Raw genomic sequence first — 14,749 nt, forward strand, 5'->3', positions numbered from 1 at the left:
GCTTACACAGGAACTAAAGTGGATTGTTCTACAAAATTTTCCAGCAATTCTACCGCACGATCATTTCCGCCAGCGTTAATCAAACTTGCTTGAACTTCCTTCGCCGCATTTCTGTACGTCGGATTTTCCAATAATTCAAAAACAGTTTGTCGGAGCGCATCAACACGCAGTCTTTTATATCTAATGCTAATTCCGCAACCGGCTTTTTCAATCAGTTTTGCAATATGAAAATGGTCGTAAGCAATTGGTGTGATTAACATCGGTAATCCATTCGTAAACGTATCATTCACGGTATTAAAACCGCCATGACAAATCACTGCATCCATGTGAGGCATCAAAGCTGATTGTGGCACAAAACTGCTTACAATAAAGTTCGATGGCCATTCCTCGAAAATTTCCGGTGGAGTAGCAGCGATTACCGTTACAGGTTGATCTGCAAACGCGGCAATTACTTTTTCGAAAAATGCTTTTCGAATATCTACTAAAAGTGTTCCTAATGAAACAAATATTTTCGGAGTTGTTGAAGCATTTAATTTATCCCAGTCAAAAGGTGCTGGATTTGGACGACCTTTTACAGGCCCAACAAATTGCATATGACTTGGAACTTCTTCAAAATCAGCAAATTTTTGAGACGTAAAAATTAAATTCAAATGATGAGAATGAATGAAAATTCCGTCATCATCAATTCCGACTTCTTGTTGAAGAGTTTTAATTAAATTTTGCTGCCATTCGAAAATTTTCGGTGCGCTATTTTCTGTATCGCCCATCACATCGGGTGGAACAGGCGTTGTCGTCACACACGGAATATTATTTTTATGAGCATAAAGCGCTCCTCCGAAAGTGATACAATCGTTCACGATAACATCGGGTTGCCATTCTTTGGTCAGTGTTTCCAAACCGGGCATCATCATTTTTGCGAAAGGAACATAGGTTTCTTCCAAAGCCAGTTTCATCACTTCAGGACCTGAACAAGCGGGACCATCATCCTGTCTTTTTAAAATTTTAGTGATTTCCTCCTGATACGGAATCAAATCTTGTTCAGGATAAAAATAACTTCCTCCTTCAGGAATATGTTTGTTGTCTAAAGGCGTAATTCCGAACCATTTTACTTCGTGACCACGGGCAATTAAACTTGCTCCAACGCTCAAAGTCGGACTGATATGTCCAAAAAATGGAGGAACAACAAATAAAAATTTAGATTTCGGTTTTTCCATAGTTGAATTTGAAATGGCGTTTTCTAATAAATTGGCTGCTGTTGCGCTTCCTCCAGCTTCGATGAAAGATTCGCGAACGGTTTCTGCAGCTTTTTTATATTCAGAATTGGTTAAAATATTTTGTACGGCTTCGTTTAAATGATGCGCTTTAAATCGATTAAAATTCAGACGTTCACCTGCTCCGGTACGCACAACACGACCCGCAACATGCGACTGGTCATACGCAATCGGAATTACGACCAACGGTAAACCATTCGATAGCGTTTCAGAAACCGTATTGTGACCGCCGTGAGAAACAACGCCGTCTAAATGCGGAAGTAAATCTAATTGAGGAACTTGCTGATACACCATAAAATTCTCTGGCCATTCCTCAAAAAGCTGAGGATCTGAAACCACAACAACCGTTAAGTTTTCATCTTTAAAAGCATCAATAACCTTTTGGAAAAATGCTTTTTTATGTTCGTGGTCGAAAGTAGTTCCAATACTTACTAAAATCTTCTTTCTTGAATTTCTGTTGAATTTTTCCCAATCAAATTCAGAAGAAATACGGCGTTTCGTAAGAACCGGACCAGTGAACTGGTAATTCGCTTCCAAATCCATTTCACCAAAGAAATATTGCGAGGTTAAAACCAGTGTTAGTAAATCCGAACAATCTAATGCGCGGTTTTCTTCAACGCCTAATTCCTGTTGTAAAGCGATGATTTGTTTTTCTTCCCATTCATGAACTTTCGGTAGTTCACTCATGATTTTTATCGCAGCAGGAGCGGTAACTGTCGTAGCATAAGGTAAACCTAATTTTTTAGCAGCAATGGAAGCCGCAAATAACTGATGGTCGCCAATCACCAAATCCGGTTGATATTCTTTTAATAAAGGAATAATCCCGTTATAGCAATGCCTGTTTAAAGGAATCAGCACATCTTCGTAAAGAAATTTAATGCTGTCGATTCCATAAACCACTTTTTTAGAAATAATATCGAGATAGTTTTCACTTTCTCTTTTTTCTTGGTCGGTTTGGTCATACTGAATCAATAATAATTCTCCGCCTTCTGGAAGTTTATGTTGTAAGTGCTGGTCGAGACTTATCCATGCAACCTGGTGTCCTCTTTCCAGAAGAGTAGCACCGATGCTTAATGTGGGATTGACATGACCAGTTAAAGGTGGAACTATAAATACAAATTTAGCCATGGTTTTGTGATAAGGTTTTTAATGATTTTGATAAAAAATGGGCGATGGTTTCTGCGATCAAAACAGGTTCCTGAATCGGGATATTATGATCTCCTGGAATTAATTGCAATTCAGAATTTTCGATTTGATCATTCAGCCATTCTCCTGTCGGTCTGCAGTTGGAATCTTCTCCGTACATCAGCATTGTTGATGGTTGTAATTTAGAAAAATCAGCTTCGCTCAGGAAATGTTTTTCTTTAATCATATCTACCTTTATGCTGGTCTGATTAAACAGAAACTCATACATACGATGATTTTTTTCCATCTGTCTTTTGCCCATCTGTACTTTGGTGGTGTCGGTAAAATTGGCTACATAATGCTCAAGAAACTCTTTGCTGTATTCATCAATAATATTTCTCGCTTTTTCGTCCTGCGGATCGGGAGCTTCGATAACAACCAGTTGCTCGATACGATTCGGTGCTTTTAAAGCGGTTTTTAAAGAAATCAATCCTCCAAAACTGTAACCGACAAGATGTGCTTTTTCAATTTCCAAAACATCCATTAACACCAAGACATCGGAAGACATATTTTCCAGATCATAGCCGTCGAGAAAACGCTCGCTCATGCCGTGACTTTTCAAATCGAACATCACCACATGGAAGTATTTTGCTAGAATCGGAGCAATATTAAAATAATAAATAGAAAGGTTGCTGAACATCCCGTGAATCAGCAACACAGTTTGTTCAGCTCCTTTGTTGAGTTCCTGAATATGAACCTTTTTATCGTTAACAGAAATTATTGGCATTCGTAGATGTAATTGATAATCATATTTAAATCTAAGTTAATCAGCTCGTCCAGATCCATGGATGACAGCCATCCCGTAAAGTCGATCTGGTCACCAAAATGCGCTTTGATTTTTTCTGAAAATGAAACGATTTCAATGCTGTCCATTTCCAGATCTTTCGTAAATGAACTTTCCGGTGTAATGTCCATTTCTTCTACAAATTCTTCACCGATAACTTCTGTGATGAAACCTTTTAAAAGAGTGAATAATTCTTCGTGATTTAATTTTGCTGTAGTGTTTATAGTGTCCATCCTATGATATAATTTTTATGTTTAATTGTTTTGATTTCTGTTTGATTGATCCATAAAGAATCTTCTGTAATTTTCTCGACTTCGAAGTTTTTAGGGTTTCCTTTCAGTCCTGTTCCAATAAATTTTCCGTAGGCTTCTTTCGCTACCCAGAATTTGGTCGTCCATTCTGCCTGATCTTTTCCTTTTAATAAGGCTAATTCATTGTCTGTAAAGACCAAATCATAAAATCCTGAGCTTCTTTCTTCCATGATTTCCATATCGATTCCGACAGATTTTCCGCTTTTTGCAATTCCGACCGCATCTTTTCCTTTATGCGCTAAAGAAATGTGAATGTCTTTTGTAGCATCTCCGATTAAGAACGGTTTTCCGACCTCATCTTTACCAACTTCAAAAGTGATCGGGAAACAAGGATGATTTTTTTCCTTTTTAAGAAGATTTCGAACGGCATCTTTTACAGCAACTCGGCTTACCATGTAGCTTTTTCTCTTGTTCGGAAGCAAGGTTTGATGACGCTGTTTTTCAGTCTGATTGAAATATCTTTTAAGAATAAAATCCCAAGAAGCAACCCTTGAATAAGCCTGATGGAAGAAAAATACTTCAGGTGCAATTTCCTCTGAAAGACGGTTGTGCAAAGGCGACATCGAAACATTCCAAAGTGCGGCATCGATTTCCAGACGGCGGTTTTGCCACCCTGAAATTTTGCACCATACTTTTCCGTTTCTAGTCAAAAGAATATCTCCGATCGCAAATTCGTTATTCATTTCAGTCAGACAGCAAGTGCATTCAAAAATACCGTCTTGATCTTGTAAATCTCCGAAAAACTCAATGTCTTTGATTTTTACAGGGAAGGCAATTCTGTCTTTTGTTAATGTTAATTGTAACCAAAGTCCGAATAACTGTCCTGCGTTATCCAACAACGAACCTTTTCCGCCATTTCCTTTTATTTTTCCGATAATTCCTTTCGTTCCTACTTTTGAAACTTCCGTAATTCCCTGATATTTTTCACCATGAAACATATGCATCTCATAGATTTCTTCGGGAGTTCTTTCGATAGGTAATATTTCTCCGATGGAAAGATTAAAGGTAGGATTTGGTCTTGCTGTTGAGGTTAATACAACTTCAGCGTTTGCAAAATTTTCAATATCTAAATAAGCGTGATTGGTCGATTTCCATTCTCCTTTTACGGTTTTTTCGAAAGGTTTTGCGACATTCATCCATTGGAAAACGCTTATATTCATGATTTTATGAACTTGGCTTCCTTTAATTTCTGCCTGAGCAATTTCTGCTAACTGTTCAAAAATCATCGTCATTGGGATCACGGGTTCCATATCGGCAACTTCTGCCCAGCCTTTTGGCTGTCTCAATAAGCTGTGATCGATGAGGTAAGGATGAGTTTCCAACGTTACGTACAATGTTTTCTCAAAATTCTTGCTTATCGGAGCCTGAACTTTTGGCAACACAACATTCGGAATTGAAACTTTCGGACGATCCTGAAATAAGGTTAAAACTTCTTCCTGCATTTTAATCATATCCGAAATATTATCCTGAAATGCCTGAACCAACGGATGTCCCGTTTTTGCAACGGTTGCAGAAACTTTTTGCTTCGGCGTATCGATAGATTTTGCTAAATACTGAATTTCTTTAAAATCACGGATAATTGGCGAACCTAATTCCAGTTTAATGCCTTTTCCTGACGATTTTTTGGTTTGATTTTGAATATCTAAAAAGTCCAGTGCAACTGTTTTTCCTTCCACGAATAACGCCGCAACTACTCTCTGAAATTGAGCCAATGCGGAACGCGTCGCAACACTGGAAGCAATGGTACTGAAAGCTTTTCCTTTTAACGTATCATCAATAAATCCAATCAAACCGCCTGTTCCGACCTGAATAAAAAATCTTGCGCCTTCTTCGTATAATTTGTCCGTCAATTCACGGAAACGAACGGGTTCTACAAGGTGTTCCGCACTCAGTTTTCGGATAGATTCCTGATCAGCCGGATAAGGTTCCAATGTCGTTGCCGACCATAACGGAATTTTCGTCTGCTGAAACTGTGCTTTTTCCATTCCTGCCAAAATCACATCTAATTTATCAGCGATGAAAGGCGAGTGAAAACCAGACTGGAAAGGTAATATCTGATGAAATATTTGTTTTGATTTTAAGATTGGAACCAATTCATCCAAAGCAGAATTACTTCCGCAAAGAATCACCTGATTCGGGCAATTGTCATTAGAAATATAAACGTTAGGAATCTCTTCGATGATGGGTTTAATAGTTTCAATTCCGGCTCCGATGGCGATGAATTTAGAGTCTTTTAATTCAAAAGTTTCAGGATTTAAAACATCAATCAAAGCTTTTACAGAGTTTACTTCCGCCAATTCAGAAGAATATCCTGCGAGCCATTCTCCCAAACTGTGTCCTGCATTCATGTCAGGAATAATTCCTAATTTCTTTAATGAATTATCAAGAATGCTGCAGCTGTTGAAGATATTTAAAGCATCATTTAACAAACCTTCACCTTCCGTTTCAATCGGTGCATTGATATTAAAATAACGGCTTACACTTTCAACTTCACCTTTTGCCAGTCCATCTAATCCAGGAAATACAAAGGCTACTTTTTCACCGTTTTGGAAAAGGGGAGTATTGGTGTACCAAATGTCCTGTTTATTTCTCCACGGATTATTTTTAGCAACAATTTTAGTCGCTTTTTCAATTCTTGCAGGAGTTGGTTCAAAAATCGCCACTCTGAAATTTCCTTCACCAACCGTCGTTTCATTGTTTTGTAATGCAGTTAATAATTCTTCATGCGTGGGTCTTGCCAAGATTAAAACCTTGTCTTTTTTAGGTAGATCATATCCTTCCAACACCACATGAGCATTGATTCCTCCGAATCCGAAAGCATTCACTGCCGCTACTTTTGGTAATCCTGTTTTTGACCAGTTTTTTGCTTCCTGAACAGGTTCGAATCTTGTTTTCTGCATTTCCGAAGTTGGATTTTCGCAGTATAACGTCGGTGGCAATGTATCGTGATGCAGAGCTAAACAGGTTTTAATTAAACCGGCAATTCCCGCAGCAGGCATCGCGTGGCCGATATTAGATTTTACAGAACCGATTCCGGCAATTTTAGCCCCTTCTTCTTTTCCAAAAAACTGTGCTAATGTCTGCAATTCTATCTTGTCACCAAGTGGCGTTCCTGTTCCGTGCGCTTCGATATAACCGATTTGATTTTCATCTAAGTCTGCATTTTTCCAAGCCTGTTGCAAAGCCTTTAATTGTCCTTTTACAGAAGGGCTCATCACACTGGTTCCGTTTCCGTCGCTGCTGATTCCGACACCTTTAATGACTGCATAAATTTTATCCTGATCACGAACGGCATCTTCCAATCTTTTCAAGACTACAAATCCGCAACCTTCGCCAATCAATAAACCATCTGCATCACTGCTGAAAGGTTTGATTTGCTGTTGACGGGACATGGCACCCAACTGAGCAAAAATACTCCAAAACGCTGCATTTTGTCCGGTGTGAACACCACCTGCAATCATGATGTCGGAACGGCCTCTTTGAAGTTCCTGAACAGCATGGTCAACAGCTAATAAAGCGCTTGCACAAGCAGCATCAACGGTAAAAGCAGCACCCCCTAAATTGAATCTATTGGCAACCAAAGATGCAACAAGATTAGGAATTAATCCCATTGCCGTATCGGCTGCAAAACGTCCTTTTTTTTCCTGAAAAGCATGTTTCACTTTTTCGATATCAGCGGAAGAAACTTCGGGTAACAATTCCTTTAACAAAGAAGAAATCTGCTCACCTGTTCTTACAATTTCGATAGCACGGGTTGCGCCCGGTCCAGTGTAATTTCCTTTCCCTATGATGATTCCTGTTTTTTCAAGCGAAATATTTTTCTGAAAAATACCTGCATCATCTAAGGCTTTCTGAACCAAATCCAAGGTTAATAAATGGTCGGGTTCAGTTCCTTCAACCGCCAATGGCAAAATTCCGAAAGCGGTAGGATCGAATTCATAATCAGAAATAAATCCACCGCGTTGACAATAAAAACGGTCAACCGGATTCGCGCTGTCACTGAAATGAACAGGATCGATTCGGTCAGTCGGAGCCAACTCGGTAGAATCTACTTTATTGACAATATTCTGCCAAAAAGTTTGGGCGTCTTGTGCCCCCGGAAAGACACAAGACAAACCAATTACTGCAACATCTGTTTTTTTCATATATCTAATTTAAAACAGAGATTACCAATTACTTCCAGACATGATTAGTACCTGACTTTCAGTTCCATATTTTATTTCGTTAAGGAAAATTTCCTTCCCCTGATCCAATGGAATTAGAGAAATACCTCTTCTTTCATATTCTGTTTCAAGGGTTGGAGAAACCATTCCGGCTCCTTTCCAAGGTCCCCAGTTGATGGAGATTACTTTTCCTTTTAGTTTTTTATTTAAAGCATTTGCATAGTCATCCAAAACAGAGTTTGCGGCTGCGTAGTCGGTTTGACCTTTGTTTCCATACACCGAAGCGATGCTTGAAAACAATACGACAAACTGACAATCAGTACGAAGCTGTTCCGCCAATACACGAAGCGGTTTCACTTTCGTATCAAAAACACGCCCGAAAGAGCTTGTTGTTTTTTGTTTGAACAATTTATCTTCCAACAATCCCGCACCGTGAATAACACCGTCTAAACGGTTATATTTTTCGTAAATATTGTTGATTAATTCAGACAAACCATTTTCATCACAAAGGTCTAATGACTGGTAAACAATTGTATTTCCCAATTGCTCCATATCACGGATGGTGCGTAGAATCTGGTTATTTTTGAAAACTTTTATTGTTTCTTTTTCGATTTCAGAGGGCGAAGTGAATGTTCCGGATTTGATAAGATAGGCTCTTATTTCTTCCTTGGTTTTCATGACTTCTAATTCTCTATTTGTTGCCTGATTTCTCGGATCAGCAGATCTTCCTACTAAAATATACGTACAAGGATAAGCCTGTGACATATGTTTTGCGAGTTCGGAAGTAATTCCCTGTGCACCTCCAAGAACCAAAACAACAGAATCTTTATCGAGTTGAATTTGTGCTTCGCTTAGACCAGTTGACAACGGTGATGGAATAATATCCACTTTATGCCTTTGATCATTTTTGTAAATCACTTCAGAAGGTTTATCGGTAGATAATATTTCTTTTAACGCAATTTCCGCAATCTGCTCGATTTGTTGAGGGGATGTTAAACTGATTAGTCTGCAATTCGTCTGTTCAAATTCACGAGCAAGGCTTTTAAAAAGTCCGGGATGTCCTTTGTAATGGCGCAAAAGGGTAGTGTCCGTCAATTCCTGAACGTGAGCCGGAATATCGGAAATCAGGTAAATCCATTTTGCTTTATCAAGATCCATTTTTTTGATTAAATCAACATGATCGATGATGTTGTGATTTGCGGAAGATGAGAATAAATCAAGAATAATTAATCCATCAAAATTGGTTAAATCTTTATCAGAATCAATTAATTCTGCAATGGCGCCATGTTTTTCAAGCTCATTTTTAATAGCTAAAGTCTGATTGTGATCATTTTGAGTGATGGCAAAACGTTTTCCGTGAAGGATTTCTGTGTTTTCAGTTAAAGAAATATCGGTCCGAGTCAAATCAAAACGAAGACGAGATAATGCGCTTTGTTCTGGTTCAGAAGGGACATTTCCGCTCATTTCGTGAATCCATGAAGCTAATCCGTTCAATGTTTTGATGGCAGCTAGTTTTTCCATTAAATCATCTGCTTGTTCCATATCTCCACCGAAGCCGATTTTGGTTTTCAAATCACCGATAATTTCCATACGTTTGATGGAATCGATGCTTAAATCTGCCTCTAAATCAAGGTCTAAACCTAACATTTCTTTAGGATAGCCCGTTTTGTCGCTTACAATATTTAAAATAGCCGTCTGAAGTTCTTCAAGAGAAAAACCCGCCTCAGCTGGAGACTTTGAAGCTGGATTTTCTGTAACCTCAATTTTTTCTGTTGTATTTGAAGCACCTGAGTATTCTGTTAACCAAGAAACTAAACCATTCAATGTTTTGATTCCCGCTAACTGTTCCATGATGGTATCTTCATTCGCTGTGTTTGAAGAGAAAGAACCCAATTCAGCTTTCAGCGTACCAATAATTTCAACTCTTTTAATGGAATCAATGCTTAAATCTGCTTCCAAATCCATTTCCATACCCAACATTTCGTGAGGATAACCCGTTTTATCGCTTACAACTTGCAGCAATAGTGTTTTAATATCCTTTGTTGGAGCATGTTTTACAGGAACAACAGTTGTTGCTTGAGTACCGTTATTCGTTGGTGTAGAAACCACTTGCACAGGAATATTCTGAGTAGGAATATTTTGAATCGGAGCTTGATAAACAGGAGCTTGGTGAACCTGTGGATTCTGTCCTAAGAAGGAAAGCATCACGTCACGTTGCGCCTGAATCATCATTTTCATGCTGTTTAAATATTCCTGTAACATACGTTCCGCATTCGTCTGATTTTCAGCGATAGGAGTTTGAGTATTTTGAGTAAAATTGTTCATTTGAAGTGGATTTATGATTGGTAATGCACCATTAACAGGGAGTGAGCCTGTCGTTGGATAAGCTGCCTGTCCGTTCACGCGCCAAATGGCAGGACTTTTCTTGTACAATTCGGGCTGATCGATTTGAATGGATTTTGCATTTCGACCGTCAAAAAGTTTAGCAATGTTAAAGCTTCGACCTGTTCCCAAATATTGAGCAAGCGTTGAAAGAAGATGTGTTAATTTATTGGTGTTATTATCTTCCACAAATAAAGTTAATTGGTCTTTTTCCAAACAAGATTTCGTTAATCCAGTCAATACTTTTCCGGGACCAACCTCGATGAAAATTCTTGCGCCGTCATTGTACATCGCCTGAAGTTCTTCCACGAATCTTACGGGTTGTACCAAATGGTCTGTCAATCTTTCTTTGATTTCAGAAACATTTGTAGGATAGATTTCTGCTGTCGTATTGGACCAAACTGGAATCTGCATTTCGTTGAAAAGAACATTTTCTAAAACCGTTTGATACAAACCTTTAGATTTCGCCAACAACGGACTGTGGAATGCGCAGGCAACTTCCAGTTTTTTCGCTGAAATTCTTTCCTGTTTTAAGACTTCCATTAATTTGTTGATGGCTTCCGTGCTTCCCGCCACGACACATTGAGTCGGAGCGTTGTAATTTACCGGATAACAACCTTCAACCTGTGTTAAAATTGGCTGTAAGTTTTCTTTCGTTGCGCTTACTGCAATCATAGAACCCGGATCACCACCTTCAACCGAATTTAAAATAGACTGTGCTCTTTTGATGCTTAAATCAACCAGTTCTTCTTCCTCAAAGACACCTGCAAAACACAATGCCGGTAATTCTCCGTAGCTGTGACCTGCTAACATATCGGGAACGATTCCGATGGATTGTAAGAATTTCGCCAAAGCTAAATCAACAATTCCTAAAAGAGGTTGAGCTAAACGCGTATCTTTGATGGTTTCTTTTTGTTGTTTTAATGCTGTATCATCAAATGTTTTTGAAGGGAAAATTACTTTTTCCAGTTCTGGATAAGCGTCGATTAATTTTCGCATTTCTGGGAAGGCTACAAATAAATCACGGGCCATATTGATCCGCTGACTGCCTTGTCCAGGGAATAAGAAAGCTACTTTTCCTTCTTTTTTATTAACGGTAAATGTGTCTTTGCTTTCAATTCCGGATAATGCCAGTTCAATGTTCATCATCAAATGTTCGGCTGTATCGGCAACAATGCTCAACTGAACCTGTTTTTCTGAATTTATTGCTAAACTGTAAGCAATATCTTTTAAAGCAATACTGTCGTTAATTTCAAGTAAAGATTTAATCTGATTCAATTGAATTTTAGCCTCATCATACGTATCTCCACGGAACACAAATAATTCCGAAGGCCAAGACTGCAACACCGCAGAATCGTCTTGTTTAGGGTGATTGGCAATAACCGTATGGAAATTTGTTCCACCAAAACCAAATGCACTGATTCCCGCATAACGGTTTTTATCAGCCCAAATTCCGGTTTCTGCATTGAAAGCGAACGGACTTGTTATTGAGTTGTAATACGCATTCGGTTGTTGAAGGTGAATTGTCGGAGGTTTTACCCCATGATAAACCGCCAATGAAGCCTTAATTAAACCAGCCAAACCAGCTGCACATTTTGTATGTCCGATTTGGGTTTTAACCGAACCTAAATGGATCTGTCCCGGCAAAGCTCCTGATCGACTGAATAAATTCGTCAAAGCGCTCAATTCCGTTTTATCACCAACCACAGTTCCTGTTCCGTGCGCTTCCACCAATCCTACTGATGCAGGACTGATTCCGGCTTGAGTGTAGGCTCTTTCCAACGCACGAACCTGTCCGATTTTCCTCGGAGCGGTCAATCCTAGTGCTTTTCCGTCACTTGAACCACCAACCCCTTTTATTACTGAATAAATTCTGTCGCCGTCTTTTACAGCGTCTTCATATCTTTTTAATACTAAAATTGCCACACCTTCGCCCAAAGCAATTCCGTCTGCTTCGCTGTCGAAAGTCGCGCATCTTCCTTTTCTGGAAAGTGCGTGTGTGCTGGAAAACATCAGATAATCGTTGATTCCGTTGTGTAAATCTGCACCACCTGCTAAAACCATATCTGATTTGCCTAAAACCAATTCCTGACAAGCTAAATCAATTGCTGCCAAAGAAGAAGCACAAGCTGCATCTACGGTATAATTTCTTCCGCCTAAATCTAAACGGTTGGTAATTCTTCCGGCAATTACATTCGCTAAAATTCCAGGGAAAGAATCTTCTGTCGTGTGAGGGAAGGCTTCCTTGACTTCTTCATGAAGTTCACCGAAAACTTGCTTGTAAAATCCTCTGAAACTGTAGCTGTTGGCTAAATCATTACCGCCTTCAGCACCGATGATGACAGAAATATTTTCTCTGTTGGTATGTTTTTCACCATAACCGGCATCGTCCATCGCACGTTTTGCAACCAATAAAGTCAATAATTGAGTTGGTTCGATGGCTGCCAAAGATTGTGGCGGAATTCCGAAGGCTAATGGATCGAAATCGATTTTAGGAATAAATCCGCCCCATTTTGAATGGGAAACATCGGCTTCGTTGGAATCTGGATGATAGTACAATTCTTTATTCCATCTTTCGTCTGGAACTTCGGTTACGCTGTCTTTTCCAAGAACGATATTTCTCCAGTATTCCTCTAAATTTTTAGCATCAGGGAAAATACATTCCATTCCGATAATAGCAATGTCTAAAGGTTTTTCTACGGAAATTGGTTCTTCTGAAAGTTCAGCTTCCTGAATATATTTTTGATTATTAATACTTACATTTTCGTGTAATTCGTCCAAAGAAATTACTTTGTTTTGCATTGTCGCCACCTGACCAATCATGTACATTCCCAAATCCAGTTGATCTTCTTTAGGAATATTAACTAATTGATCTCCTTGACGTTCAACGCCTTTTGCGGCAATTCTTAAACGACCAACATTTAATTTTTCTAGCTGTTCCCAAACTTCTTTTTTGTCGGTTCCGGCTGCAATTAATTTAGACTTTTCTTCGTTAAAATATTTAGCAAAAGCCGTATCCAAACAACGTGTTTCGTGTCCCGGTGCGGTTTCTAACAAAACGGTTTCTTTAGCCTGTAAAGCCTGTAATTGGAATTCCTCCTGAATAGCTCCACAAGAAACAGCTTCTTGGGTATAAAGGTAAGCAGTGCCGATTAATACACCTACTTTCACACCTCTTGCCGCTAACGGAGCCGCCATAATGGAAACGAAAGCTGTCGAAAAATCATTGTGAATTCCACCTGCAAAAAATACGCTGATGTTTTCAGGATGGTCTTCTTTTAAAATTCTTTCAATCTGTTTTTCCCACAGAACCGTGCTGGAAAGCGGACCAACATGACCACCACATTCACGACCTTCAAAGATGAAATTGGTAGCTCCTTCCTTCAAAAAAATATCTAAAAGGGCAGGAGATGGAACGTGTAAAAAGGTTTTAATTCCTGCTTTTTCAAAGACTTTTGCCTGAGCTGGTCTTCCTCCTGCGATTAAAACAACCGGTGGTTTTGCTTCTAAAATATAAGAAGTTTGTTCGTCTCTCAATTCCTGTGGCGCAAATCCTAAAATTCCGACACCCCATGTTTTTTCTCCGGCTAAATTTTTTGTATCAAATACCAAAGATTTTGCCGCATTACCTTTTAATAAAGATAAAGCAACGAATGGTAAAGCTCCCGATTCTGCAACCGCATTCGCAAATGCAGGAACGTCGCTCACACGAGTCATCGGACCTTGCGCAATGGGATATTTTAAGTTTAAATCTTTCGCTAAACTATTTTCTTTGTCGATAATTTGAAGCGCCTTTGCCTGTTTCAAATGACCGTACATGGCTTCTTTAAATCCGAAAACTAATTTTTTCAGATTCTTAAAGTCTTCATATAGATCGATTGCCAAGGAAATATCCTGTCCCATAGGAATATAGCTCTTACTTACATCAAGATCTGTGAAATATGCTGTAAGCTCTTCGGCAGTTATATTTTCAGAGAGAGAAGGAGAGTTGGGTCTTACCAATACACGATGATTGGCGATGATTTTTGTCTCTGTACCGTTTAACTTTGAGCATAAATCTTTAATCTCTTTCGGAACAGAAGTTTCCGGGAACAAGGCAAGCTGACTGTCTAAAACAACACCTGCGGCACCAAGAGATTTGGCGGCTGCTGCGGTGTGAAGCCCGATCCCTCCCTGTATCCATACGGGAATACTTGTGATTTCTTTGATCACGCGCTGGAAAAGCACAAACGTAGATTCGTATCCTACCAATCCTCCGGCTTCATTTCCTTTGATGATGATTCCTTTTGCGCCAGATTGCTCGGCTTTTTTGGCATCATCCAAATTATTTACCTGATAAATTATGGCAAGGTTTTTGTTACTCTTCAGGGAAATTCCAAAAGGAAGAATCGCAATTTCTGCCTTTTCAGGAATTTGAATTGAACATAGTTTTTCGTTACTCAAATATATCCCGTACGCAGGGATGTCTTTTTGTTCTAATTGATTGATTGCTTTTTGGGCAGTTTCTTCATCATGTCCTAAGCTTAAGACAGGAAAAGCGCCTGCCTTGTGTAATTGAAGCGTAAGATTAACATCCGGTTTTTCAAAAGGTGTTAATCCAAAAATGGTCAAGTTTTTCATTACATTTGATATTGAAATGTTAGTAATCAGATT

Annotated in this window: 5 protein-coding genes; all 5 read right to left on the bottom strand. The window is 39.0% G+C overall.

The annotated features are described in order from the left end of the window. Positions 1-2: 2 nt before the first annotated feature. The 5 genes from ABEG63_RS10300 to ABEG63_RS10320 are packed head-to-tail and all read right to left on the bottom strand — an operon-like array spanning position 3 to position 14,716. The gene (locus ABEG63_RS10300) at positions 3-2,399 is read right to left on the bottom strand and encodes a nucleotide disphospho-sugar-binding domain-containing protein (RefSeq protein WP_346584534.1); all 2,397 of its coding nucleotides are present in this window, start codon (positions 2,397-2,399) and stop codon (positions 3-5) included. After that, complete coding sequence (locus tag ABEG63_RS10305; protein WP_346584536.1) at positions 2,392-3,183, bottom strand: alpha/beta fold hydrolase; 792 nt, start codon at positions 3,181-3,183, stop codon at positions 2,392-2,394. Before ABEG63_RS10305 ends, ABEG63_RS10300 begins: the two co-directional genes overlap by 8 nt. Next, complete coding sequence (locus tag ABEG63_RS10310; protein WP_346584537.1) at positions 3,174-3,473, bottom strand: phosphopantetheine-binding protein; 300 nt, start codon at positions 3,471-3,473, stop codon at positions 3,174-3,176. The genes ABEG63_RS10305 and ABEG63_RS10310 overlap by 10 nt, the downstream gene beginning before the upstream one ends. After that, positions 3,461-7,696: a beta-ketoacyl synthase N-terminal-like domain-containing protein gene (locus ABEG63_RS10315; RefSeq protein ID WP_346584539.1), complete on the bottom strand. Its 4,236-nt coding sequence runs from the start codon at positions 7,694-7,696 to the stop codon at positions 3,461-3,463. The genes ABEG63_RS10310 and ABEG63_RS10315 overlap by 13 nt, the downstream gene beginning before the upstream one ends. 21 nt (positions 7,697-7,717) lie before the next feature. Further along, positions 7,718-14,716: an SDR family NAD(P)-dependent oxidoreductase gene (locus tag ABEG63_RS10320; RefSeq protein ID WP_346584541.1), complete on the bottom strand. Its 6,999-nt coding sequence runs from the start codon at positions 14,714-14,716 to the stop codon at positions 7,718-7,720. Positions 14,717-14,749: the final 33 nt, after the last annotated feature.

The organism is Chryseobacterium sp. C39-AII1, assembly GCF_039672645.1.
In the GTDB taxonomy this organism is placed as follows: domain Bacteria; phylum Bacteroidota; class Bacteroidia; order Flavobacteriales; family Weeksellaceae; genus Chryseobacterium.